At 70.0% G+C, this 25302-nt stretch carries 19 protein-coding genes and 1 pseudogene; 10 read left to right on the plus strand and 10 right to left on the minus strand.

All coding sequences use genetic code 11. The features are described from left to right. Positions 1 to 16: 16 nt before the first annotated feature. Complete coding sequence (locus G555_RS0115370; protein WP_028709540.1) at positions 17 to 226, minus strand: hypothetical protein; 210 nt, start codon at positions 224 to 226, stop codon at positions 17 to 19. Between the two features lie 82 nt (positions 227 to 308). Here G555_RS0115370 and pyrR point away from each other — a divergent pair, with 82 nt between their 5' ends. The 3 genes from pyrR to G555_RS0115385 are packed head-to-tail and all read left to right on the plus strand — an operon-like array spanning position 309 to position 3069. Further along, positions 309 to 866: a bifunctional pyr operon transcriptional regulator/uracil phosphoribosyltransferase PyrR gene (gene pyrR, locus G555_RS0115375; RefSeq protein WP_028709541.1), complete on the plus strand. Its 558-nt coding sequence runs from the start codon at positions 309 to 311 to the stop codon at positions 864 to 866. Further along, complete coding sequence (locus tag G555_RS0115380) at positions 863 to 1801, plus strand: aspartate carbamoyltransferase catalytic subunit (RefSeq protein ID WP_028709542.1); 939 nt, start codon at positions 863 to 865, stop codon at positions 1799 to 1801. Before pyrR ends, G555_RS0115380 begins: the two co-directional genes overlap by 4 nt. Next, positions 1798 to 3069, plus strand: coding sequence for a dihydroorotase (locus tag G555_RS0115385; protein WP_028709543.1), 1272 nt, complete (start codon positions 1798 to 1800; stop codon positions 3067 to 3069). The genes G555_RS0115380 and G555_RS0115385 overlap by 4 nt, the downstream gene beginning before the upstream one ends. 220 nt (positions 3070 to 3289) lie before the next feature. Here the strand turns inward: G555_RS0115385 and G555_RS20530 are convergent, their stop codons facing one another. The 5 genes from G555_RS20530 to G555_RS0115410 all read right to left on the minus strand — a co-directional run bounded on the left by G555_RS20530 (position 3290) and on the right by G555_RS0115410 (position 9357). Then, the gene (locus G555_RS20530; protein WP_051209403.1) at positions 3290 to 4273 is read right to left on the minus strand and encodes a PDDEXK family nuclease; all 984 of its coding nucleotides are present in this window, start codon (positions 4271 to 4273) and stop codon (positions 3290 to 3292) included. A gap of 379 nt (positions 4274 to 4652) precedes the next feature. After that, positions 4653 to 5648 (minus strand): dihydroxyacetone kinase subunit DhaK, encoded by a 996-nt coding sequence (gene dhaK / locus G555_RS0115395; protein WP_028709544.1) that lies wholly within the window; start codon positions 5646 to 5648, stop codon positions 4653 to 4655. A 123-nt stretch (positions 5649 to 5771) separates the two neighbouring features. Beyond that, positions 5772 to 6404 carry a dihydroxyacetone kinase subunit DhaL gene (gene dhaL / locus G555_RS0115400; RefSeq protein WP_028709545.1) on the minus strand — a complete coding sequence of 211 codons (633 nt, stop codon included), beginning with the start codon at positions 6402 to 6404 and terminating at the stop codon, positions 5772 to 5774. A gap of 239 nt (positions 6405 to 6643) precedes the next feature. After that, the gene (locus G555_RS20535) at positions 6644 to 7465 is read right to left on the minus strand and encodes an acyl-CoA thioesterase (protein ID WP_051209405.1); all 822 of its coding nucleotides are present in this window, start codon (positions 7463 to 7465) and stop codon (positions 6644 to 6646) included. Positions 7466 to 7536: 71 nt separating this feature from the next. After that, the gene (locus tag G555_RS0115410) at positions 7537 to 9357 is read right to left on the minus strand and encodes an AMP-dependent synthetase/ligase (protein WP_036923227.1); all 1821 of its coding nucleotides are present in this window, start codon (positions 9355 to 9357) and stop codon (positions 7537 to 7539) included. A gap of 114 nt (positions 9358 to 9471) precedes the next feature. Here G555_RS0115410 and G555_RS0115415 point away from each other — a divergent pair, with 114 nt between their 5' ends. The 5 genes from G555_RS0115415 to ettA all read left to right on the plus strand — a co-directional run bounded on the left by G555_RS0115415 (position 9472) and on the right by ettA (position 16623). After that, positions 9472 to 9930, plus strand: a complete 459-nt coding sequence (locus G555_RS0115415) for a MarR family winged helix-turn-helix transcriptional regulator (protein WP_028709547.1) — start codon at positions 9472 to 9474, stop codon at positions 9928 to 9930. A gap of 4 nt (positions 9931 to 9934) precedes the next feature. Further along, positions 9935 to 12766, plus strand: a complete 2832-nt coding sequence (locus G555_RS0115420) for an FAD-binding and (Fe-S)-binding domain-containing protein (protein WP_036923231.1) — start codon at positions 9935 to 9937, stop codon at positions 12764 to 12766. A 262-nt stretch (positions 12767 to 13028) separates the two neighbouring features. Then, positions 13029 to 14090, plus strand: coding sequence for a type IV toxin-antitoxin system AbiEi family antitoxin domain-containing protein (locus tag G555_RS20540; protein ID WP_028709549.1), 1062 nt, complete (start codon positions 13029 to 13031; stop codon positions 14088 to 14090). 52 nt (positions 14091 to 14142) lie between these two features. Next, positions 14143 to 14685 carry a mycothiol transferase gene (locus tag G555_RS0115430; protein WP_028709550.1) on the plus strand — a complete coding sequence of 181 codons (543 nt, stop codon included), beginning with the start codon at positions 14143 to 14145 and terminating at the stop codon, positions 14683 to 14685. A gap of 255 nt (positions 14686 to 14940) precedes the next feature. After that, complete coding sequence (gene ettA / locus G555_RS0115435) at positions 14941 to 16623, plus strand: energy-dependent translational throttle protein EttA (RefSeq protein WP_028709551.1); 1683 nt, start codon at positions 14941 to 14943, stop codon at positions 16621 to 16623. A 97-nt stretch (positions 16624 to 16720) separates the two neighbouring features. On the opposite strand, the gene G555_RS20545 is transcribed toward ettA, so the two are convergent. Continuing rightward, positions 16721 to 18301 (minus strand): GTPase, encoded by a 1581-nt coding sequence (locus G555_RS20545; protein ID WP_036923236.1) that lies wholly within the window; start codon positions 18299 to 18301, stop codon positions 16721 to 16723. Continuing rightward, positions 18298 to 20151 carry a P-loop NTPase family protein gene (locus G555_RS0115445; protein ID WP_028709552.1) on the minus strand — a complete coding sequence of 618 codons (1854 nt, stop codon included), beginning with the start codon at positions 20149 to 20151 and terminating at the stop codon, positions 18298 to 18300. Before G555_RS0115445 ends, G555_RS20545 begins: the two co-directional genes overlap by 4 nt. A gap of 195 nt (positions 20152 to 20346) precedes the next feature. Between G555_RS0115445 and acs the strand changes: the two genes are divergently transcribed. Next, on the plus strand, positions 20347 to 22236 hold the full coding sequence (gene acs, locus G555_RS0115450) for an acetate--CoA ligase (RefSeq protein ID WP_028709553.1): 1890 nt from the start codon (positions 20347 to 20349) through the stop codon (positions 22234 to 22236). A 240-nt stretch (positions 22237 to 22476) separates the two neighbouring features. Here acs and G555_RS22425 read toward each other — a convergent pair whose 3' ends face one another. Then, entirely contained in the window at positions 22477 to 22782 is a 306-nt protein-coding gene (locus G555_RS22425) for a hypothetical protein (RefSeq protein ID WP_156887593.1), read from the minus strand. Positions 22783 to 23065: 283 nt separating this feature from the next. Here G555_RS22425 and G555_RS20550 point away from each other — a divergent pair. Further along, positions 23066 to 23479, plus strand: a pseudogene (locus G555_RS20550) (integrase core domain-containing protein); the annotation flags it as partial. 392 nt (positions 23480 to 23871) lie between these two features. On the opposite strand, the gene G555_RS20555 reads toward G555_RS20550, so the two are convergent. After that, the gene (locus G555_RS20555) at positions 23872 to 25302 is read right to left on the minus strand and encodes a PrsW family intramembrane metalloprotease (protein WP_051209407.1); all 1431 of its coding nucleotides are present in this window, start codon (positions 25300 to 25302) and stop codon (positions 23872 to 23874) included.

A 25302-nucleotide genomic window follows, 5' to 3' on the forward strand; every position in this document is an offset into this window, starting at 1 on the left:
CCGGCCTCCTGCCCGGCTACTCCCCGACCGCGACCTCGTCGCCGGAAGACCCGCCCGAGGCGTCGGCGCGCGCCTGGCGGAACCACGTCGGCCCGATCGTGAGCAGCAGGATCGGAATCGAGATCGCCAGCGGCAGAGCGACCGTCAACAACAAGATGGCGCCGATCCCGGGGTCGTCCACCTCGGGCCAACCCGGCAGCGTCTCGAGCGGAAGCATCGGCAACATGGCGAAACCCTAACGCACGATGCACTAGATTTCCGTCTCAGGGCGTCCCGCCCGGGCGACCCGTCATCCGCAGGGAGAAGTTGTGACCGAAGGTCCGGCCGGAGCGGCCGTTGAAGTCCTCAACGAAGACGAGATCTCACGAGCACTGGCTCGCATCGCACACCAGATCCTCGAGGACAACCGGGGCGCCGATCGCCTGATCGTCCTCGGCATCCGCACCCGAGGCGTTCCCCTCGCCCGCAGGATCGTCGGACTGCTCAACGAGATCGAAGGCGCCGATGTGCCGGTGGGCGAACTCGACATCACCATGTACCGTGACGACCTGCGCGCGCATCCCACCCGCGAGGTACGACAGACACGCGTGCCGGTGAGCATCGACGACGCGGTGGTCGTCCTCGTCGACGACGTCCTGTACTCCGGCCGCACCGTGGTCGCCGCGATCGACGCGTTGCGCGATCTCGGACGTCCCCGGGTCGTGCAGCTCGCCGTGCTGGTCGACCGCGGTCACAGAGAGGTCCCGATCCAGGCCGACCACGTCGGGAAGACCGTCCCGACGAGCCGCGACGAACGCGTCCATGTGCATCTGGAGGAGTCCGACGGGTACGACCGGGTCACCATCGAGCGAAGGGCCACCGCATGAAGCACCTTCTCGCCGCCGCCGACCTGAGCCCCGCGGAGATCGCCTCGATCCTCGACCTGGCCGAGGAGATGCACGCGGTCCAGTCCCGGCAGGTCAAGAAGCTGCCGACCCTGCGCGGGCGCACGGTCGTGAACCTCTTCTTCGAGGACTCCACCCGCACCCGCGGATCCTTCGAGCTCGCCGAGAAGTGGATGTCGGCCGACGCGGTCAACATGTCGGGGAAGGGATCGTCGGTGTCGAAGGGCGAGTCCCTGCGCGACACGGTGCTCACCCTCGACGCGATGGGTGTCGACGCCTTCGTCATCCGCCACAGCGGGTCGGGCGCCGTCCACCAGGCCGCCGGCTGGGTGCGCCCGAACGTCAGCGTCGTCAACGCCGGTGACGGTGCCCACGAGCACCCCACACAGGCGCTGCTGGACGCGTTCGCGATGCGGCGTCATTTCCGTCGTCACAGCACCGAATCCTGGGAGGACAAGACGATCGCCATCGTCGGGGACCTCACCCACTCCCGCGTGGTCCGCTCGAACGTGTCGCTGCTGCAGACGCTCGGCGCGCAGGTCATCCTCGTCGCGCCGCCGACCCTGATGCCGGCAGGGGTCTCGACGTGGGGGGTCGAGATCGCTCCCGACTTCGACGCGGTCCTGCCTCGGGCCGATGTCGTCATGATGCTCCGCGTGCAGCGGGAGCGCATGGCCGGCGGGTTCTTCCCGAGCGCCCGCGAGTACACGGTGGGCTACGGCCTCACGCGCGACCGGCTGGAGCGGCTGAAACCCGGCGCGGCCATCTGCCACCCGGGTCCGATGAACCGCGGCGTCGAGATCTCCAGCGACGCCGCCGACTCCGTCAACTCGCTCGTGCTCGACCAGGTCTCGGCCGGCGTCGCGGTCCGTATGAGCGTGCTCTACCACCTGCTGGGTGGGGAAGGACAAGCATGAGCGACCTGCTGATCACCGGTGCCCGCACCGTCTCCGGGGGCACCGGAGACCTGTACATCCAGGACGGTGTGCTCGCCGACCCGGCAGCCGCGCCCGCCGACGTCCCGCGACTCGACGCCGACGGGCTCCTGGCGCTCCCGGGGCTCGTCGATCTGCACACCCATCTGCGCGAGCCGGGCCGCGAGGACGCCGAGACGATCCGCTCCGGCACCAAGGCGGCAGCGCGCGGCGGGTACACCGCCGTGTTCGCGATGGCCAACACGTCCCCCGTCACCGACACCGCCGAGGCGGCGATGTTCGTCGCGAGCCGCGCCCGGCGTGACGGGTACGCGCAGGTGCAGCCCGTGGGCGCCATCACGAAGGGGCTGGCGGGCGAGGAACTCGCCGAGCTCGGGCTGATGGCCCGCTCGGCGGCCAACGTGCGGGTGTTCAGCGACGACGGCCGCTGCGTCGCCGACTCGCTGCTGATGCGTCGCGCACTGGAGTACGTCACCGCGTTCGACGGCGTCCTCGCCCAGCACTCGCAGGATCCGCGGCTCGCGGGGCCGACGGCCTGTTGTCACGAAGGTCCCGTGTCGGGGCGACTCGGGCTGCCGGGCTGGCCGGCCGTCGCCGAGTCGGTCATCGTGGCCAGGGACGTCCAGCTCGCCGAGGCCACGGGAAGCCGCATCCACGTGTGCCACGTCTCGACGGCCGAGTCCGTCGAGGTGATCCGGTGGGCGAAGAAGCGCGGCATCCAGGTCACCGCCGAGGTGACGCCGCATCATCTGTACTTCGACACCTCCGAGGTGCAGGGGTACGACACGACGTACAAGGTCAACCCTCCGTTGCGTCCCGACGAGCATCGAACCGCCATCGCGGAGGCGCTCGCCGACGGGACGATCGATGTCGTGGCCACCGACCATGCGCCGCATGCCCGGCAGGACAAGGACCACGACTTCGCCGTCGCCTCGCCGGGCATGCTCGGCCTCGAGCAGGCGCTCGCGGTCGTCATGGAGACGATGGTCGACACCGGGCGGATGGACTGGGCGGCCGTCGTGGACCGCATGTCCGCGGCGCCGGCCCGGATCGGTCGGCTCGCGGAGCAGGGACGCCCGTTGCGGCTCGGCGAACCCGGCAACGTCGTCCTCGTCGACACCACCGCCCGGGCCGACGTGGACAGGGACGCCAGCCGGTCGCTGTCGCGCAACAACCCCTACCACGGCCGGACGCTGCCCGATCCGGTCGTCGCGACCGTGTGGGCCGGGCGGATCACGTATCAGCGCTGAGCGCGCGGGCGCGTCGGGGCCGGGCCGGTCCACGGACTCGACACCCGGCGCGTGACCGCCAGGTTGCACGGCATACCGGTCCCTTCGCCTGGCGGTCAGGGCAGTCACCGCCAGGTTGCGAGGCATACGAGCCTCGAATCCGAAGCCGGAACCCGCACAACCTGGCGGTCAGCGCACGCCGGCCCGGCAACCCGACGTCCTATGCCGCACAACCTGGCGGTCAGCCGGACGCGGACCGGGCCGTACCCGCCAAGGCGCGTTCGACGCGCTCCACCACGACGCCGGGCCGGGTCATGATCTCCACCGCCAGCCAGCGCACGACGAGGAAACCGGCATCGCGCAGCGCCTGCTCCCGCAGTTTCTCGCGCACGATGGCGTCGGGGTCGGAGGCGTATTTCACCGCGCCGTCGCACTCGCCGATCACCCCGTGCTCGGGCCACAGGAAGTCCGGGTAGAACCGGCCTTCCGCCGTCCGGACGGGAGCCTGGCATTCGGGACTCGGGAGACCGGCCAGGTGGAAGTGGCCCGCCGACAGGGACTCTGCCGCCGACTCCCTGCGCGGGTCGGCCAGCCCGATGCCCGGCAGCAGCCGCGTCACCCGGCGGAACTGCGCCATGTCCGTCAGGAGATCGCGCGCCGCCCCGGCCAGCACAGGCCTCGCGTAGTCGCTGCGCCGAGGCGTCGTCACGAAGGAGTCGCAGAGCAGGCGAGCGGCCGCATCGAGGATCACGAGCGCCTCCGGAACGGGCAGCCCCGCAGCGAGATCGACGGCCGTGCGGGCCGGTCCGGTCACCGCGTAGCCGTCCGGATCACGGGAGAGGTGGGACGCGGGAAGCTGCTCGACGTGATGCGTCGTGCCGTTCGACCGGGCCCGTCGGCCACCACCAGCGGGTAGCGACACCGATGCGGGGAGGTCGTGCCAGGGGACGTTGCCGGGACACGGCAACCCCCACACGATGGCGGCGCTCTGGCGGCTGATCACCGCATCCGGGTCCACGGCCAGCTCCGCCCGTGCCCGGATCAGGTGTCGCTCGGCCGGATCGTCCGGCCAGGCCTCGGCGGCGAGGTACACCCCGCGACGCACCCGCACGAGGCGGCGGCGGCGCAATGCGGTGGTCAGCATCTCGCCGGTCACGCCGATCGCTCTCAGGGTCGACCGGCTCGCGGGCTGGGTCGGCAACGACCAGGGCTTCGCGGTGCGCATGGCACCAACCTGCCGCATCTCCGGTCCGAGAGGAGCGGCACGGAGCCGCACCTGTGGACAACTCCGGGCTCGAGGCTCCGTCCCTCGTGCCCACGACGCGGCCCATGACCGCCAGGTTGTGCGGCATACCGGTGCGGTGGCCCGGCCCTCGTCGTTCCGACCGCCAGGTTGCGAGGCATACGAACCTCGAATCCGAAACCGGAACCCGCACAACCTGGCGGTCACCCCGGACATCGGCGCCACACCCGCGCGCCATGCCGCACAACCTGGCGGTCACCCCGCCGCCGGGCGGCGAACACCCCGGCGTGCACTCGACCCGGCCGCGACACGCGACGATCGGGCGGGCGACCGTCCCGGTGCCCCGGGACGGTCGCGTCGGTCAGAAGATCCGGGCGACCACCGAGGCCGGAGCGGCCAGCAAGGTCTCGATCTCGTCGTCCAGCTTGACCAGCGTCAGGGAGGCGCCGGCCATCTCCAGCGACGTGCAGTACTCGCCGACGTAGCTGCGGGCCACCGTGATCCCCATGTCGGCCAGCTTCTGCGCGGCGATGCCGAACAGCAGGTACAGCTCGCTGATCGGCGTCCCGCCCAGACCGTTGATCATCAGGGCGACCCGGTCACCCGGCCGGTACGGCAGATCCGGCACGACCGCGCCCAGCAGCTCGTCGACGATCTCGTCGGCTCCGACCATCTTCGCGCGACGACGTCCGGGCTCGCCGTGGATGCCGACACCGACCTCGATCTCGTCGTCGCCGAGGTCGAACAGCGGAGCGCCCTTCGCGGGCGGGGTACACGCCGTGAGCGCGATGCCCATCGTGCGGGTCACCGAGTTGACCAGCTCACCCACACGGACGACCTCCTCCAGCTCGGCGCCCTCCTCCGCCTTCGCGCCGACCGCCTTCATGACGAAGAAGTTGCCGGCCACTCCCCGGCGGCCCACGGTGTACAGCGAGTCCTGCACGGCCACGTCGTCGTTGATGAACAAGGTGGCGGCCTTGATGCCGTCGGCCTCGGCGAGCTCCTGCGCCATCTCGAAGGCCATCTTGTCGCCCGTGTAGTTGTTGACGAGCAGCAGGACGCCCTTGTCGGACGCGAGGAGCTTCGCGGTCTGATACACGTAGTCGCTCGGCGGGGCGGCGAACACGTCACCGGGGCAGGCGGCGTCCAGCATGCCGGGACCGACCACCATGACGTGCGCCGGCTCATGCCCCGAACCGGATCCCTGGATGATGCTGACCTTGTCGTTGTTCGGGGCATCGGCCCGCATGATCAGGTTGTACTCGGGGACGTAGGTGATGGTGTCCGGATTGGCGAGCGCGATGCCCTTGAGCATCTCGGGAACGAACTGCTTGGGATCGTTGACGAACTTCTTCACGGAATACCCCCTGTGAGAGGCCGGGCATGCGCCCGGGATTGGATACTCGGCCCCGGACGGGCACCGGGACCGATTCGGTGACCCGGGCGATGCCCGGATCCGGGACCGGTGTGCCGCGCCCCGTCAGGCGGGCCAGGCGTCGGCGAGGTGCCGCGCGAGGACGGCGATCGCCATCGCGCCGGCGTCCACGGAGCCGATGCTGCGCTCACCGGTGTACGCGGCCCGGCCGCGCATGGCCTGCAGCGATGCCGTCGCCTCGGCCGCATCGGCGGCGGTCGTGGCCACGGCGTTCACGATGGTGCGGGCGTCATGCCCGGCGGCGAGCTCGGCCTCGAGCGTGTCGATCGCCGGGACGAGGGCGTCCAGCAGGGTCTTCTCCCCCAACTCGGCGCCACCGCGGGTCTTGATACCGTCGACCGACGCGCGCAGCGCACGAACGACGTCCTCACCGGTGAACTCGTCCTTGCCCTTCAACTGGGCACCCGCCCGCAGGATCGCGGTGCCCCAGATCGGGCCCGAGGTACCTCCGATGCGAGCCGACACGGTCATGGCGATCCGCTGCAGGAACACGCCGGGATCGGTCCGGTCGAACGTGTCCCAGTCGGCCAGGACGATCTCGAAGCCCCGCGCCAGGGAGAAACCGAAGTCACCGTCGCCGACGACGGCGTCCAGTTCTCCGAAGTACGTCTCGTTGTCGACGATCGTCTGTGCGATGTCCTTGACGACCCACTCGACGTCGGACAGTTTTCCCGCCATGACCAAGCCTCCGATCTCCACTGTGAGAAACGGTCCGGTGGCGACACCGGCGTGCCATCCACGCTAACCCGGAATCCGGCCGGACGTCAGCCCACCGGCGGCGGCATTTTTCCGGACACGTGTTCGCCGCCGCAAGGTGCTACGCTCCGGGCGCGCGACCATCCCCGAGCCGCCGGCCGGGCCGGGGGCGATTTTCCCCCCGTCACCGGAGGACCGCCGTCGAACCGGCCTCCGCACCGTCAGAGCGTGTAGGCACCCAGGTTGGCGACGAGCGCCGCGGGCAACTCGACCGGACGCCCGGCGGTGTCGGCGCACACCAGCACGGTGTGGGCGCGGGCGCAGACCGCGTCCGCCACCGGGTCGTGGATCTCGGCGACAAGGGTCACCGACGTCCGCCCGATCCGGGCCACCGCCGTCCGCACCTCGTAGGTCTCCGGCCGATACCGCACCTGTCGCAGGTACTCGACGTCCTGGCGCGCGATCAGCCACAGATGTCCGACCCCGGCCGCGGCACCCATCCGTGCGGCGGACGCGTCGGCATCGGTGGTCATGTGGATGCGAGCCTCGGCCACGTAGTCGAAGAAGCGCACGTTGTTGACGTGGCCGTAGACGTCCTGGTCGGTCCACCGCACCGACACGGGATGAACGTGATAGCGCCCCGCGATCTCGTGGGCCCCGAGACCCCGCAGCGGAGGCCACCCGGCCGCCACGTCGCGCAGGGCCGATCGCGGCGCCTCGGGAAGCCTGCGCGGCCTGTTCTCACCGAGGTCGAACGCGCACACCAGGCTCCGGGCGGTCGCGACCGACCGGCCCGCGTGGTACAGGTCGTAGCCGATCGCGATCTTCGAGCCGCCGACCTCGTCGATCCCGACCTCCACGCGCAACGGCTCCCGGGAGAAGTCCACGGGAGCGTGGTACTCCACCTGATGCGCGACGACCACCACGCCGTCGGTCGTCAGGGAGCGCGTCGCCGGGGACGACGCGAAATAGCGGACGCGTGCCTCTTGGAGATAGTCGACGATCAGGGTGTTGTTCACATGCCCCTGGGCGTCGAGATCCACCCAGCGCAGCGGCAGTTCGAAGGTCGTGCGGGCACCCCGCTGCGGCCGGGTGAGCGGTTCGGCGATCGTGGTCAGTCCTCTTTCTCGTACAACGAGTCGATGACGTCACCGTACTGCTTCACCACGACCGCGCGTCGCACCTTCATGTTCGGCGTCACACCGCCGGAGTCCACGGTCAGCTCGCCGTCGAGGATCGCAAACCGCTTCACGGTCTCCCAGCGTTCGAGCTTCGCGTTGGCCCGGTCGATATGGCTCTGCACGGAGGCGACGAACTCGGGGTGGGTGATGAGCTGGGAGTAGCTCAGGTCGCCGAGACGATGCCGCGCCGCCCACTTCTCGGCAAGCCCCTGATCCACCGTCAGGAGGGCGGCGATGTACTTGCGGCCGTCGCCGACCGCGACCACCTGCGAGATGAACGGGATGGTCGCGGCCACGACGCTCTCGACCTTCTGCGGCGCGACGTACTTGCCGCCGGACGTCTTCAGCAGGTCCTTCTTCCGGTCGGTGATCCGCACGTATCCGTCGGCGTCGAGCTCGCCGATGTCGCCGGTGTGGAACCAGCCGTCCACCAGGACCTCCGCCGTGAGCTCGGGATCCTTGTGGTAGCCGCGCATCACCCCGGGCCCTTTGAACAGGATCTCGCCGTCGTCGGCGATGCGCACCTCGGTGCCGGGGGTGGGCGGTCCGACGGTGCCCAGCCGCGGGATGCGGGGCTCGTTCACGGTCGCGACGGCGCTCGTCTCGGTGAGTCCGTAGCCCTCGACGATGACGAGACCGGCGGAGAAGAACCACGACTGCACCTGCGTCGAGAGCTTCGCCGAGCCGGAGATGAAGAACCGGATGTTGCCGCCCATCCGCTCCTTCAGCTTCGAGTACACGAGGCGGTCGGCGAGCCGGTACTGGGCTGCGAGGCGGCGCGGCAGGGGATCGCCGGACAGACGGTAGGGATGCGTCTTGCGGCCGACCGAGAAGGCCCAGCGGGCGATCCGGCCCTTGACCCCGGTGCGTCCGGTGGAGCTCAGGACGGTGGCGCGCACCTTCTCGAAGATGCGCGGGGCGCCGCACATGAACGTCGGCTTCACCTCGCCCAGGTGGTCGACGATCCTGTCGATCCGGCCGTCGACGGCGGACGCGAAGCCGATGGCCGTCTGGCACGCCAGCAGGCACTTGCCGAACACGTGCGACAGAGGCAGCCACAGGTACTGCAGCGCGTCGTCGGTGATGATCTGCAGGGTGTCGACGGCGAACCCCTCGTAGGTCCAGTTGCTGTGGGTGAGTTCGACGCCCTTCGGCAGGCCGGTCGTCCCGGAGGTGTAGATGAGGGTCGCGAGCGTGTCCCCGGAGGTCCGGGCGATCGCGGCGGTCACACAGCCCGGCTCGGCCTCCAGCCTGGCCCGGCCCCGTGCGCGCAGTTGCTCCCAGCTCAGCACGCGCTCGCCGTCCCCCTCGCCCTCCATGAGGACGATGTGGCGGACGATGGCCTCGAGCCCGGGCGCCGCGTCGACCTTGGCGAGCTGGTCGGGGTTCTCGGCGATGATGATCTGCGATTCGGAGTGGCTCAGGATGTGCTCGAAGTCGGGCGACTGCGTGGTGGGGTACACCGTCGTCGTGGCGCCGCCTGCACAGTTGATGGCGTAGTCCGCCAGGATCCACTCGATGCGGGTGTTCGCCGCGATGGCGACCCGTTGCTCGTAGCCGAGACCGAGCGTGAGCAGTCCCGCGGCGAGTTCGTGCGCCTGCTGCTGCGTCTGCGTCCAGGTGAGGCTCACCCACCGTTCGGCGGCGTCCTTGTAGCGGAACGCCTCATGGAACGGGGTCTTGCGTACCCGCCATGCCAGAGTCTCACCGACGGTCTGAGGTGCGGCTGCCAGTACTTCCTGCACCGTTGCCATGACGATCCCTTTCCTCGCGGGCCCGGGGTGCTGGTCAGCTTAAGTCACAGCGCACCCTCAGCACATCCCGGCACACGCCTGCAGAAAGTTGAACGGTCAATATATGATGGCGGCATGACAGCAACACGCGACGTCGTCTGGCTCTCCGCGGAACAGCAGCGGGTGTGGCGCTCCTGGCTGTCCGCGTCTGCCGCGATCAACGAACACCTGAACGAGGAGCTCCGGCCCTTCGGCCTCGACCTCGGCGAATACGAGATCCTCGTCCGCCTCTCCGAGGCCCCCGAGCGGCAACTGCGCATGTCCGAGCTGGCGGCGTCGGTGCGTCAGTCCCGGTCACGGCTGACCCATGCGGTGTCGCGGCTGGAGAAGAAGGGGATCGTCGGCCGGACCAACTGTCCGTTCGACGGCCGCGGGGTCATCGCCCACCTGACCGACCCCGGATTCGAGCTTCTCGCCGAGGCCGCCTTCGCCCACGTGCGGTCGGTGCGGGACGCCTTCGTCGACGTCGTCGACCCCGCCGACTTCGAGGCGCTGGGCCGGGCTATGAACGCCGTCCTCGCTGCGGAAGACTGACCATGTGGACGTCCTCGGCGCGCTGAACACCCGGCTCGAATCGGCTCTCGGCCGATCGGCCGACTCCTCCCCGCTCGCGCGTGCCCTGTACTCCTCGGACGCCTCCATCTACCGCGTCCTGCCCACCGCGGTCCTCGCTCCGCGCGACGACACCGAACTCGCCGCGGCCGTCGCCGCCGCGACCGCAGAAGGGCTCCCCGTCACCGCCCGCGGCGCGGGGACGTCCTGCTGCGGCAACGCGATCGGCCCCGGTCTCGTCCTCGACCTCTCCCGGCATCTCACACGCATCGGCCCCGTCGACCCCGAGGCGCGGACGGTCACCGTCCAGCCCGGCGCCGTGCAGGCGGCGGTGCAGCGCGCGGCCCTGCCGCACGGGCTGCGGTTCGGGCCCGACCCGTCGACGGCCGACCGGTGCACGCTCGGCGGCATGATCGGCAACAACGCGTGCGGCCCTCGCGCGCTCGGTTATGGACGGACGTCCGACAACGTCGAATCGGTCACCGTCGTCCTCGCCACCGGAGACCGGATGACGCTCGGCCCCGGGTCCCCGGCGCCCGCGCCCCTGGCGACGGCCCTGGCGGGGATCGCCCGCGACGGCGCCGACGTCATTGCCCGCGAGTTCGGGCGATTCAGCCGCCAGATCTCGGGGTACGCGCTCGACCGGCTCGCCGCCGGAGACCTGCCCGGCCTGATCGTCGGCTCGGAGGGGACGCTCGGGATCGTCACGTCCGCCACGATCCGGCTGGTCCGCGACGCACCGGTGAAGACCACCGTCGTTCTCGGGTATCCGTCGATGGCCGCCGCCGCCGACGACATCGCGACCGTCCTGCGCATGGAGCCGACTGCCTGCGAGGGGCTGGACGACCGGATCGTCGACGTCGTCCGCCGTCGCGGATTGCCCGTGCCGGACCTGCCCGCCGGTGCGGGCTGGAACATCGTCGAGCTGACCGGGAACGACGACGCCGAGGTGGCCGACCGCGCCCGGCGCCTGGTCGCCGAGGCGCACGCGGACGAGGGCTGGGCGCTGCCCGCCGGGGCCCAGGCCCTTGCCATCTGGCGGATTCGCGCTGATGGCGCCGGGTTGGCCTCGGTCGCGTTCGAACGCCGCGCGTACGCGGGGTGGGAGGATGCCGCCGTCCCGCCGCACCGCCTCGGGGCGTACCTGCGGGATTTCGACGCCCTGCTCGCCGAGCACGGGCTCCGCGGCCTGCCGTACGGGCACTTCGGGGACGGCTGCGTCCACTGTCGCATCGACTTCCCGCTCATCCACGCGGACGGGACGGGGCGCTTCGGCCGGTTCCTGGCCGACGCCGCCGATCTCGTCGCCTCCCACGGCGGGTCGCTGTCGGGCGAGCACGGCGACGGCCGGGCACGGTCGGCGCTGCTGGACCGGATGTACAGCCCGGCCGCGATGGACCTGATGCGCCGGGTGAAGACCGCCTTCGATCCCGAGAACCTGCTCAACCCGGGCGTCCTCGTGGGCCCCGCCGGTACGACGGGCTCCGCACCGCCCACGGCCGACGTGCGCGACACCGTCCTGATCGATGCACCCCTGGCAGCCTCGCACCCGCGGTTCGCCGAGGACGTCCATCGCTGCTCCGGTGTGGGGAGATGCCTGGTGGACGACACGGGCCGCGGCGGGGTGATGTGCCCGTCCTACCAGGCGACGGGCCGCGAGCAGGATTCGACGCGGGGACGCGCACGGGTGCTGCAGGAGATGATCGCCGGCTCCGTCGTCACGGACGGCTGGGCGGCGCCCGAGGTGCGCGAGGCGCTCGACCTGTGCCTCGCATGCAAGGGCTGCGCGCGCGAATGCCCCACGGGGACCGACATGGCGGCGTACAAGTCGCAGGTGCTGTACGAGGCGTACCGGGGCCGATTGCGGCCCGTGTCCCACGTGTCCATGGGGTGGCTGCCCCTGTGGGGCCGGGTCATCTCCCGCGCCGGGCTCTCCGGGATCGTCAACAGGGTGACCGCCTCGGCCGCCGCTCCCGTCGTGACGCGGCTGGCCGGCGTCGACCGGCGGCGGTCGCTTCCCCGGTTCGCCGCGGGACGAGCGGCGTCGCGGGCGGCGACGCGTGCGGCGACCGGGCCTCGGGTGGCGATGCGTGACGCGACCGGGCCCCGGGTGGCGATCTGGATCGACTCGTGGACCGATTCCTTCGCCGGGTCGCACGCCGAGGATGTCGCGACCGTCCTCGCGGCGGCGGGGTTCTCCCCCGAGTTCCTGACCGCGACGGCATGCTGCGGGCTGCCGTGGATCACGACCGGGCAACGCCCTCGCGCCGCCCGGGAGCTCCGCCGCGCCCGAGCGGCGCTGCTGCCGGTGGTGCGCGCGGGCGTCCCCGTCGTGGCGACCGAGCCGTCGTGCCTTGCCGTGTGGCGTTCCGACGCCGCCGACCTGCTGCCCGGCGACGAGACCGCCGAGGTCGCGGCCGGCGTCCGGTCGCTGGCGGAGTTCCTGGACGACGCGGGGTGGCGGCCGCCCAGCCTGGCCGGACGCACCCTGGTCGTGCAGCCGCACTGTCATCAGCGGGCCGTCGTGGGCTGGGAGGCGGACGCCCGGCTGCTGACCGCCACCGGGGCCGAGGTCGTGACGGTCGGAGGGTGCTGCGGGCTCGCGGGCAACTTCGGGTTCGAGCGAGGGCACTACGACGTGTCGGTGGCCGTCGCCCGGCACGACCTGCTGCCGGCCCTGGAGGCCCACCCCGACGCGATCTTCGTCGGGGACGGCTTCTCGTGCCGCACGCAGGTGTCCGATCTGACCGGACGTCCCGTCGCCACGCTCGCGCAGGTTCTTGCCGCGGAGCTGCGGGGGTCCGAATCCGCCGGCTAATCCCCCGCCCCCTCCCCGCCCCTCCCGCCGAACGCTCCGATCCCCCCGCCCCCTCCCGCCGAACGCTCCGAAACTGCCGGAATTTCCCCGAATTCCGCCAGTTCCGGAGCGCTCGCCGCGAGAATCGGCAGCGCCAGGCCCACCCTCCGAGCCGGGCTCTCCGGTTGTGAGCCGGCCGCCCAGATTGTGGACAACGATCTGCGCCGTCCACCGATGGCTCTCGACGGCGTCGCGGCGCGTCCCGGACGTGTTTCCTCGGACCATGCACGTCCTCGCACAGCCGCACGACCGGCGCCCCGACCCCGTCCTCGACTCGCCGCTCGGGGGTCTTGCCCGTGAGCAGCACGGCCTGCTCACCCGACGGCAGTGCCTCGCCCACGGGTTGACCGACGGCGTCGTCGCCCGCCGGATCGCCCGTGGCCACTGGGCCCGGCCCGCTCGCGGCCTCGTGGACACCGGGCTCGTCGCAGACCGCTCTCCCGACGGTGTCGCGCGTCGAGGCGTCGTCCTGTCGCTGCTGTCCCAAGGGCCCGGCGCCGTCGCCGTCGGCCCGTCGGCGCTTCTCCTCCATGGCGTCTGGGGAGTCCCCCACCCGCTCACGCCGCAGGCGGCGCAGGTCCGCGCCACGAAGCGGGAGCCGCCCCGCGGTGCGCGGAGTCGCAGGTTCCGCACAGCGGGACGCGTGGTCGAGGTCGGTGGCCTGCTCGCGGTCGATCCGGTGCTGGCGCTCGCGCAGACGGTGGTCGAGGCGGGACCGACGTCCGCGCTCGGGCTCCTGGATTCCGCGCTGCACCGCCGTATCCTCCAGCCCGAAGAGCTCGACGACGTCCGGTCTCTGGCCAGGGGCCGACGCGGCGTGCGCTCCATCGCGCAGGTGTGGCCCCTGATCGACGCACGCCGGGAATCCCCGCTGGAATCGTGGGCGTACTACGACCTCTGGTCTGCGGGACTGTGCCCGACCGATGTCCAGATCACGATCGGGGACGCTCACGGGCAGGTCCTCGCGCGCTGCGACATGGGCTACCTGCTGGACGACGGGACCTGGCTGATGGTCGAGCTCGACGGGCGCGACTTCCACACGGGTGCCGTCGCGCTGACGCACGACTATGCCCGCGGCAACGACCTCAGCCTGGCCGGCGGCATGAGGGTGATCCGCTTCGTCGCAGAGCAGCTCGGCTGGGACGGCCCGATGGTCCGCACGATCCGGCAGCACCTGCGAACGAGAAGCTGGGCTCCGCCGCGTCCCCGAACCCTTGACCTTGCATCCCGCATCCCACCCAACGCTCCAGAACTGCCGGAATTCGGAGAGAATCCGGCTGTTTGAGAGCACTCGCCGAAAGAGAGCGTTCCGGCGACCGAGGGTGCAGGATGGAACCATGCGGACAACCCAACTGGTGCTCGACTCACTGGGCCGGGTACACGAACTGATCCCCGCCGTCCTCGACGGTCTCACCACCGAGGACGTCCTGTGGCGTCCCGATCCCGGCGCCAACTCCATCGGCTGGCTCATCTGGCATCTCACCCGCGCCGAGGACGCGATCGTGAGCCACATCGCCGGTGCCGAGCAGGAGTGGGACACGGGCAAGTGGAACGAGACCTTCGGCCTGCCGTATGCGGCACCCGGCGGGGGATTCGGCATGTCCGCCGAGGACGTCGGCCGGTTCACCGTCCCGGATCCGGACGTCCTGCGACAGTATGCCGAGGCCGTCGGCGCGCTCGCGGGCGAGGTCGTCTCAAAGCTGACCGATGCGGATCTCGACCGGGTCATCGACACCACCTACACACCGCCGGTCACGCTCGGCGTGCGGCTGGTGTCGGTCATGGTCGAGACCGCCCAGCACATCGGACAGGCGGCGTACCTCAAGGGCATGCGCGAGCGGGCCACCGGAACTGCCTCGGCCTGGCACGGATACGTATGACCCGCCGAACGCTCCGATTCCCGCGAATTCTGGCGAGTTTCCGCAGGAAGGGGAGCGTTCGGTGACGCCTGTGTCCCCTCGACATGGACGAAGCCGAGTTGTTGAACTGCCTTACCACGCTAGGCGCGTTCCGGGATCCCACGACACGAGCGCTCAGGGACCCGTAGCGCTTCTTGGGCGTTCGCCGCGTCAGGCCGGCGCTGGCATAATGGGCGGGCGTACCCGCCCATTCGCGAAGCAGAGGTCACACCACACATGCCAGAGTTCGTCTTCACCATGCACAACGTCCGCAAGAAGCTGGGCGAGAAGGTGGTCCTGGACAACGTCACCCTGTCGTTCTACGAGGACGCCAAGATCGGCGTGGTCGGCCCGAACGGCGCCGGCAAGTCGACCCTGCTGAAGATCATGGCCGGGCTGCTCACGCCCGACAACGGCGATGCCGCGCTCGCCAAGGACAAGACCGTCGGCATCCTGCTCCAGGAGCCCCCGCTGACCGAGGGGAAGACCGTCCTGGAGAACGTCGAGGAGGCCGTCCACGACACACTCGGCAAGCTGCGGCGGTTCAACGAGGTGTCGGAGGCGTTGGGCGACCCCGACGCCGACTACGACGCGCTCCTGGCCGAGATGGGCGAACTGCAGACCGAGCTCGATCATCGCAACGCGTGGGATCTGGACTCCCAGCTCGAACAGGCCATGGACGCGCTGCGCTGCCCGCCCGGCGACGCGATGGTGGACGTGCTGTCGGGCGGTGAACGGCGACGGGTGGCCCTGTGCAAGCTGCTGTTGCAGCAGCCCGATCTGCTCCTGCTGGACGAGCCCACCAACCACCTGGACGCCGAGTCGGTCGCCTGGCTCGAGGGACATCTGAAGGCGTACCCCGGAGCCGTCCTCGCGGTCACCCACGATCGGTACTTCCTGGACAACGTGGCCGAGTGGATCTGCGAGGTGGACCGCGGCAAGCTCCACCCGTACGAGGGCAACTACTCGACCTACCTCGACACGAAGAAGGCACGTCTCCAGGTCGAGGGCCGCAAGGACGCCAAGCGCGCCAAGATCCTCGAACGCGAACTCGAATGGGTCCGTTCCAACCCGAAGGCCCGGCAGGCGAAGAACCGCGCCCGGCTCGCCCGCTACGAGGAGCTGGCCGCCGAGGCCGAGCGCAACCGCAAGCTCGATTTCGAGGAGATCAACATCCCGGCCGGTCCCCGGCTGGGCAGCGTCGTCCTCGAAGCCGACACGCTCACGAAGGGCTTCGACGACCGCGTCCTGATCGAGAATCTCAGCTTCACTCTCCCGCGCGCGGGGATCGTGGGCGTGATCGGCCCGAACGGCGTCGGCAAGACCACCCTGTTCAAGATGATCGTCGGCGAGGAGTCGCCCGACTCGGGCACGCTCCGGGTCGGTGACACCGTGACGTTCTCCTATGTCGACCAGAGCCGCGCCGGTATCGACCCCGACAAGAACGTCTGGGAAGTCGTGTCGGACGGCCTGGATCACATCAAGGTCGCGAGCTTCGAGATGCCGTCACGTGCGTACGTGGCCTCGTTCGGGTTCAAGGGCCCCGACCAGCAGAAGCCTGCCGGAGTGCTCTCGGGCGGTGAGCGCAACCGTCTCAACCTGGCGCTCACCCTGAAGATGGGCGGCAACGTCCTGCTGCTGGACGAGCCCACCAACGACCTGGACGTCGAGACGCTCCAGTCGCTGGAGGACGCCCTCCTCGAGTTTCCCGGGTGCGCGGTCGTGATCTCCCACGACCGGTGGTTCCTGGACCGGGTCGCCACCCACATCCTCGCCTGGGAGGGCGATGAGGAGGACGGGGCGAAGTGGTTCTGGTTCGAGGGGAACTTCGCCGACTACGAAGAGAACAAGGTCGCCCGGCTGGGCGTCGACGCGGCGCGCCCGCACCGCGCCACGCACCGCCGCCTGACCCGGGACTGAGCCTCCGCCGGACGACTGAGCCTCGCCGAGCGCTCCCGAACTGCCGCTTTTCGGGGCTTTTCCGGCAGTTCGGGAGCGTTCGGCGAGAGGTATCGGCTCAGCGGGCCTTCCGGATCGCGTCGCGGGCCCGCTGATACCGGTCGAGCTCGGCGGTCACCGGCGCCACGATCTCGGTGGATGCGACCGTCGCGACCGATCGGCGGATCGCCGTCCGGGCCCGCACCCGCTTGCGGCGGGCACCCAGCTCCACGCCGATCCGGCACACCCCCGCCAGGACGATCCCGGCCAGGGCCCCGCCCACCGCCAGCACCGTCTGGGCGGGGAAGCCCCACCAGGTCACGCCCGGGAGAGCAGGAAGCTGCAGGTACAGCAGCAGGAAGTCCACGGCCAGCCAGCCCAGACCCGCGACGACCGCGACGATGAGCAGCCATTGCAGGACGCGCACGACCGTCCACCAGGACTGTCCGCGTTCGAACTGCAGATCGGTCCCCGCGATCGCGGCGTCCAGCCTGCCGGGCAGCAACGCCCTGTTGCTGCGGGCGGCCTCCTTGACGGCGTCGGCCCAGCCGCGCGGCAGACCGGTGGCCGCCTGCTCGCCCAGCGCGCGGACGGCCATGTCCACCTGGGCGGTCTGCACCGGCGCCGCACCCGGCAGGGACGTCCGCGGCGCGGGGTCGAGCTCCGCCCGCTTCTCCCCGAGTCGCAGCCGCCGCAGCGGATCGGCGCGCAGCTTCGCGATCCACGACAGCATCGGCCAGCCGGTCGCATAGGCTCCGCGGAGCCGCCATGCACGCCCGACGGCGTCCACGACGACCTCACCGCCTGCGGCCGCCACAAGGGAGTCGGTGAGCCTCCGGCCGACCTTCCGCTCCAGTTCGGGCACATCGGACGTCCCGAGCTGGGGTTCGAGCTCTGCCACGGCGCGCGAGATGTCGGCGGCCAGTCGCTTCGCCGCCGTCTGCTTCTCGCGCACGGCGGCGAGGATCCGCCGCCCGAGCTCGGGCACGCCCTGTCCCGTCTCGGCCGACACCGCGACCGTCGCGGACGCCGCGAGCCCCTCCGCGTCGAGCAGCCGTCGAAGGTCGCCCATGCACCGCTGCACCTCCTCGTCGGAGAGACGGTCGATCTGGTTCAACGCGACGATCATCACGGCGGCGTGCCCTGCGAGCGGAATGAGGTACGACTCGTGGAGCGCCGCGTCGGCGTACTTCTGCGGATCCACGACCCACACGAGCATGTCGACGAGCTCGACGAGACGATCGACCTGGAGCCGGTGCGCCTCGGCCGTCGAGTCGTGGTCGGGCAGATCCAGCAGGACGAGGTTGGTGACGTCGCTCTTCGGCGCGGGGATCAGTTGCCGCCGGGTCACCGCGAGCCAGTCCAGCAGAGCGGTCGGCACCTCGCTCCCCCACACCGCCGCCATCGTCTGTGCCGTCGTGGGACGCCGCACGCCGGTCTGCGCGTACTGCGTGCCGGTGATCGCATTGAACAGGCTCGACTTCCCGGACCCCGTCGCCCCGGCGAGCGCCACGACCGTCCAGTCGCCCGAGAACGCCAGCCGCGAGGACGCGTTCGCGGCGACCTTCGCGGCGCGAGCCACGACCTCGTCGTCGGCGCGCCCCGCGGACAGCCGGGCCGCCTCGCCGAGAGCGGCGACCCGTTCGGCCAGCCCCGTCACGGCCGGTCCTCGACGATCTCGGCGTCGACGATCTCGGGCACCTGCTCGGCACCCCCCGGCGCCACGGCGGTGCCCAGCTCCGCCGGTTCCTGCGCCTGGCGGGCGGGCAGCGCCGCCGGTCCGGTGCCGGCCGGCAACTGCCCGGTGACGTCCGTCCAGCTCGACGAGCGGGCGTGGACGACCAGGTCCACCGCGGCCCGGATCTCCTCCGCCGCCGTGTCCGTCACCCCTGTCGCCTCGAGCACCTGGTGGTACCGCACGAGCTCGTTGGCGATCGCGGCCTCGACCCGCGCGTCCAGGTCGGTCTTCGCCCGCGTGGCCAGCCGGCGTACGGCGTCCTCGCCGAAGACGGCCTCGAGCAGCCGTTGCGCCAGAACGGCCGTCCCGCCCGCGATGCCGATCTCGGCTCCGACGAGCCCGCCCGTCTGGGAGAACACGAGGATCATGAGCGCGACCCCGACCCCGTTGACGCCCAGGGCGAGGAACCGGGCCTGTACGCGCTTTCCCTTGCCCTCCTCGCTCACGAGCTCGAGCACGCCGCCCTGCCACTCCCGCACGATCCGCGCGGCGACCGCCGCGAAGTCGGACGAGGACGCCCCCAGCTCGGGATGCGCCGCGATCAGCTCCCGACCTGCCGGGTGGGCGCGCCACGCGGACTCGGCACGTTCGGCGGCGGCGTCGGACTCGGCGCGGATGAGGGTCTCCAGCCCCGACTCGACGGCCACCTTCGCCTCGACGGCCTGTTTCGGCTCGCCTTTGACCGCTCCCCAGATGCGATCCCGGAACCGGCCGATCTTCCGTTCCACGACCCGGAAGAACTCCCCGGTGCCGACCAGGTCGTGCCAGCGGGTCAGCACCTCGCCGCGCAGCATCGTCCCGTCGGCCGTCTGCACGCTCACGGCTCGGGCCGCCTCGGCGTAGGACGCGTCGGCGTCGCTGCGCAACTGCGCCAGCGCCGCGGCCTGCTCGTCGACGGCCGTCGCCACCAGGGGCGCGGTGCGACACAGCGACACGAGCGCACCGTCGAGGGTCTGCAGCACGACCTTGTGGCGGGTGCGCCGGTCGGACGACATGTCCTCCAGCCACTCCCGGATCGGCGCGACGGCGGCCTCGGGCAGCAGTCCCTCGGCGTCGGTCTTCGTCTCGGGCACGGCGAACAGCGGCGAGGAGCCCAGACCGCCCGACAGCATGAGCTGCCCGAGATGGCTGGGCACCTCGGTCCAGGCGGCGGGCGGCACCCGGTCGACCACGACGCCCAGTGCGACGCTGCGGTCGGCGGCCTCGCGCAGATACCGCCACGGCACGGCATCGGCGTAGCGCGCCGCGGACGTCACGAACAGCCACAGATCGGCCGCTCCGAGCAGTTGGTCGGCGAGGGCCCGGTTCTCGGTGACGACGGAGTCGATGTCGGGCGCGTCCAGCAGCGCCAGCCCGCGCGGCAGGGACGGCTCGGGCACCAGTTGCAGGACCCACGGGTAGTGCGACGGCTCGGAGGATCGCCCGAGCCCGGGCAGCACCCGTTGCGATCCGAACCAGTCGGTGTCGTCCGGGTGATGGATGAGGACCGACGCCCGCGTCGTGGGACGGATCACACCTGCCGTGCTCACGACGCGTCCGACGAGGCTGTTCACCAGGGTCGACTTGCCGGCGCCCGTCGAGCCGCCGACCACCGTCAGCAGCGGGGCGTCCAGGTGAGCCAGCCGAGGGAGCAGATAGTCGTCGAGCTGGTTGGTGAGCGTGCGGACGGCCACCTTCTGGCTCTCTGCTCCCGGCAGGGGCAGCGGCAGCGTCGCCGCCGCCAACGCGCTGCGCAGCCGTTCCAGTGCGGATGTCAACTCACCCGTGCCCACGGACACTCCTCGCTCGTTCGGGCCGATCCTACCGGCGCCATCCTGCACCTCCCGTGATTGGCCCGGCTGGTCCGCGTGGCGGTCGCTGCGGATGCGCGCCGGCGACTCGAAGGCCCGCCTCCCGGTGGATCCGGGCCTTCCATCCGGCCCGGTCGCGGTCGTAGGGTCATCCCCAAGTTTCTCCGAGGAGGTTCAATGACGAAGCTGGAAGGGGACGTCTCCTACCCCGATCCCGCCATCGGTGCGTCGTCCCACGTCCCCGATCCCGACGGGTTGCGCCGCGCGGCCGCCGCCGATCCAGCGGGATTCTGGGCCGATCGCGCCGCCGAACTCGAGTGGTACGAGCCCTGGGACACCGTGCTGGACGACGCCAACGCGCCGTTCTTCACCTGGTTCGTCGGCGGGAAGACGAACATCGTCCGCAACGCCATCGACCGTCATCTCGCCGGCCCGAACAAGAACAAGCTCGCACTGATCTGGCTCAGCGAGGACGGCACGGAGCACAGGACGTTCAGCTACTTCAGTCTCGCCCGGCAGGTCAACCAGATGGCCAACATCATCGTCTCGATGGGCGTCCGCAAGGGGGACCGCGTCACCATCTACCTGCCGCGCATCCCCGAGGTCGTGTTCGCGATGCTGGCCTGCGCGAAGATCGGCGCCGTGCATTCGGTCATCTTCGCCGGCTTCTCGGCCGATGCGTTGCAGAGCCGTATCGACGACTCCGAGTCGAAGCTCGTCATCACCGCCGACGGATCGTGGGTGAACGGGAGCATCTTCCCGCTCAAGGACATCGTCGACGACGCCGCCCGGCACACGCCCTCGGTCGAGAACGTGATCGTCGTGAAGCGCACCGGTCAGGACGTCGCCATGGACCCCCTGCGCGACCACTGGTACCACGACCTGACCGTGCTGCCCATCGCCAAGGGGCGGTGCGAGACCGAGGTGATGGACGCCGAGGATCCCCTCTACATCCTGTACACCTCGGGCTCGACCGGGAAGCCGAAGGCCATCCTGCACACCCACGGCGGCTACATGGTCGGCACGTACACCACGCTCAAGTACTGCTTCGACATCCGCCCCGAGGACCGGTTCTGGTGCACCGCCGACCCCGGCTGGGTGACCGGCCACTCCTACCTCGTGTACGGGCCGCTGCTGACCGGCGCGACGACCTTCATGTTCGAGGGCGGCCCGACCTATCCTTACCCCAACCGCTGGTTTCAACTCATCGAGTACTACGGGATCACGGCGTTCTACACGGCGCCGACCGCCATCCGCTCGCTCATGCGGTTCGGCGAGGCGTGGCCGAACCGTCACGACCTCAGTTCGCTGCGGCTGCTCGGCACGGTCGGCGAACCGATCAACCCCGAGGCATGGCACTGGTTCCACCGGGTCGTCGGCAAACAGAGGTGCCCCGTGATCGACACCTGGTGGCAGACCGAGACGGGCATGTTCCAGATCACCCAGGTGCCCGGCGAGCCGCAGAAGCCCGGGTCGGCCGGAAAGCCGTTCTTCGGCCAGGAGGCCGAGATCCTCGATGACGCAGGCAATCCCGTGCCGGACGGCGAGGAGGGCTTCCTCGTCCTGAAGAACCCCTGGCCGGCGATGATGCGGACGCTGTTCAAGGACGACGAGCGGTACGTGAGCCAGTACTGGTCGAAATACCCCGGCAAGTACCTCGCCGGAGACTCCGCCCGCCGGGACGCCGACGGGTATTTCTGGATCATCGGCCGCACCGACGACGTCATCAAGGTGTCGGGGCACCGGCTCGGGACGGCCGAGATCGAGTCGGCGCTCGTGTCGCACCCCGCGGTCGCCGAGGCGGCTGCCATCGGCCTCCCGCACGACGTCAAGGGCAACGCGATCCACGTGTTCGTCGTGCTCCGCCTCGGGTACGAGCCCGGCGAGGGCTTGGCCGAGGAGTTGCGCCGCCACGTGTCGCAGCACCTGTCCCCGATCGCGAAGCCCGACTGGATCGACTTCGCCGAGAAACTGCCGAAGACCCGTTCGGGCAAGATCATGCGACGCGTCCTGAAGGCGCGTGCCCTCGGCCAGCCCGAGGGAGACCTCTCCACCCTGGAGGAGTGACCGGGATCCGCGGACGTCCGTCCCCGGTCGCCGTACCGGCGGACGGTTCGTCCCGGCCCGAACACCTGCGTGCTGACCGCCGCACCGGCCGAAGGACCCGGGTCTCGCGCGAAGCGACCGCGGCCGGGTGACTCGGACCGCGGTCGCCCCCCGTGAGCGCGAACAAACCATAAACGCGGTCAGCGAGAGCATCAATTGAACGAAGCATTACTCACCTCCCGCACAGACAACCAAAGTGACCTAATTTCTCGAAGAGATTCCTCGCTGGGCGTTTATCTCCTTGAGCTCGGTTTCACTAAGCAACTCTTCGAGCTGAGCTCGTAGACTATTCCCAGGCGGAGCGTCCGCATTCAGAGACAACCCCTCGACATATTCATCATCAGATATATCCCTCATGAAATAAGACTTGGCCAACCAGGCATCTCGCGCCGTTCCTACATATCCGGCGATCACGTGAGTCGCAACAAAGAACTCCAGGGAGTCCCTAAGCTGGGGGTCCTCGATGTCCGAAAAGAGACCGGGCATGAGGTTCTCGAGCACATTCATGACGAGAGATTAGCGACGGGAAGCACTGGCGTCAAGACTCCCGCAACTCATCTCGCGTGACTCGATCACGTAGAGCCTTCTGACTATGTAAGTCAGAATCGGCGAATACTCAACAACCGATCGGGGTGCCGACCAGCGAGACGGCGTAAGCTCGGAGAGATGCGTAGCTCGCGGACCGCTGGGCACCTGAGGACCACCCCGTCTAGTGGCCCGTGTTTGAAGTCTGCTGACGGTTGGCTTTCTTGAGGATTTCGTCTGCGGTTTTGGCCCACACGAATGGGTGGCACTGATTGATGATCACTCACGGTTGGCCTACTCAAAGATCCTGCCCGACGAGAAAGGGACCACCTGCGTGGCGTTCCCAGACCGCGCGATCGCCTACTTCGCCAGCCACGGCATCACCCGCATCCACCGACTCATGACCGACAACGCCTGGGCCTACCGGTACTCACTCGGAGCAGTATGTACTCGGCACGGCATCCGGCAAAAGCTCATCAAGCCTCACTGTCCCTGGCAGAACGGCAAGATCGAACGACTCAACCGCACTCTCGCCACCGAGTGGGCCTACCGGCAGGCCTTCACCAGCAACGACGACCGGCGAGCCGCCCTTGCGCCCTGGCTCGAGCACGACAGCACTGAACGCCGCCACAGCGCACTCGGAGGTCAACCCCCCATCAGCCGACGGTCACCAACCTGATGGCCGGGTACAGCTAGCGCAGATGCTCCGACGCCCGGAGGAGGCGCCTCTTCGTCGGAGTGGAGCCTCTTGGTTCAGGTCCGTGTTCGACCAGGGACTGACTTGGTCGCCTGTTTCGGCAATACGCAAGCCCCTGGACGTCGTTCTCGGATTCTCGCGGGTAAGGACACCATTGCCGTCGCGAGCGGGTCCGGTGAACTGCGACTTTCTGTACCTTCTGCCGACACTCAGCGCGACAGCGGGCCCGGACTGCGGGTTTTCGTACCGAATAGTGCAGCCCAGCGCGCTTATTCGGTACAGAAAGGCGCGTCCGTCAATGAAGGCCTCTCCCACTGGCGCCATTCGGTACAAAAAGCCGCATCACGCCAGGACAGGGCGAGCAGCAGGTCCGCTCAGGATCCGATCGGCCTGCCGGACGGAGGGGCGAACGCGGGCGGGGGCGCCGGGGGCGTCGCTCCAGCGCCGGGGGCAGGCCAACTGCCGCCGAGCCCCGCGGGACCGGGATAGGAGGTCGGCGGCTCGAACTCGGCCTTCTTCCGGCGGGTCCACCACCGGAACTCGAACCGGGTCTCGGCCGGGTTGTCGATCGCCGCCGGCCGCAGGGCGCGGATGTCCCAGAGAAGCTCCTCCTCGCGGACCGCGCCGAGATGGTCCACCAGGCCACGCGTCATGCCGTCCCGCAGGTACGCCAACTCGGTGAGCCGCCGCTGCAGCCTGGTGGTCGCGACGACGGTGCGCCAGTCCCGCCACCAGGCGAGCACCTGCGCCCGGAACCGCGACCGCAGCCGTCCGGTCGCGATCGGGTCGTACGGCCGCAGCCAGCCCATGCGGACGTAGTCGGTGAGCCGGGCGCGGATCAGCCGCCCCTGCTCCAGCGTGGCGAAGAGGATCGTGACGACGGCGCCGAGGACCAGCGGCAACGCCACCCACAGGTACAGCGACTGCTGGGTGTCGTCGCTGGCGACGGTGACGGTGCCGTTGAACGACATGTGCAGCAGCGCCGCGGTCAGGAACCCGGTGAGCGGTGCCATGACCCGGACGATGCGGGACTTCGACCGGAGGCCGTAGACCAGGCCGACGGCCGTCATCATCGTGAAGAGCGGATGCCCGAAGGCCGTGTAGAAGCCGCGCAGCCACACCAGTTGCAGCGTCGCCGCCTCGGCGTCGGCGCCGGTGTCGGCGTTGGTCGTCGCGTACAGGAACGCACGCATGTAGTACAGGATGTTCTCGGTGAACGCGAAGCCCGCCGCCGACAGCCCGGCGAGGCTGATGACCTGCAGGCGCGACACGAGCCGGTTGCGGGCCAGGATCGCGAGCAGGAAGAGAACGGTCGCCTTCGTGAACTCCTCGACGAACGGTGCGACGAAGATCGCGGGCCCCGCCGCCGTCGCCGGGTCGCCGTTGCCCTGCACCGCCATCTGCTCGGCCGCCCACGTGTTGACGTGGATGGCGATGTACGTCGACACGGAGATGCCCCACCCGAGGGAGAGGTACCACAGCGCGAACGGAGCGCGGCGATACCGGTCGACGAACCGGAACAGGACGATCCAGACGGCGAGCGTCGGGAGCGCCCACCAGAACGACTTCCGCAACGCCTCGGTCAGCATCGCCGTGATCGTGGGGTCGTTGCGCTGAGCGGGATCGCTCGGCAAGGACATGTCCCACATCGCCCACAGGAGCACGGCGAACACGATCGTCGAGCCCACGCACGCCCACAGCCACGGGTTGCCGAAGACACGCTGCGACCAGGACGCATTCGAATCGCGCTTCGGCGCCAGACCGTTGCGGAAGCGAGCGCGACGTTCGGCGACGGAGGACGACAT

The sequence above is a fragment of the Propionicicella superfundia DSM 22317 genome (assembly GCF_000423465.1).
Classification (GTDB): domain Bacteria; phylum Actinomycetota; class Actinomycetes; order Propionibacteriales; family Propionibacteriaceae; genus Propionicicella; species Propionicicella superfundia.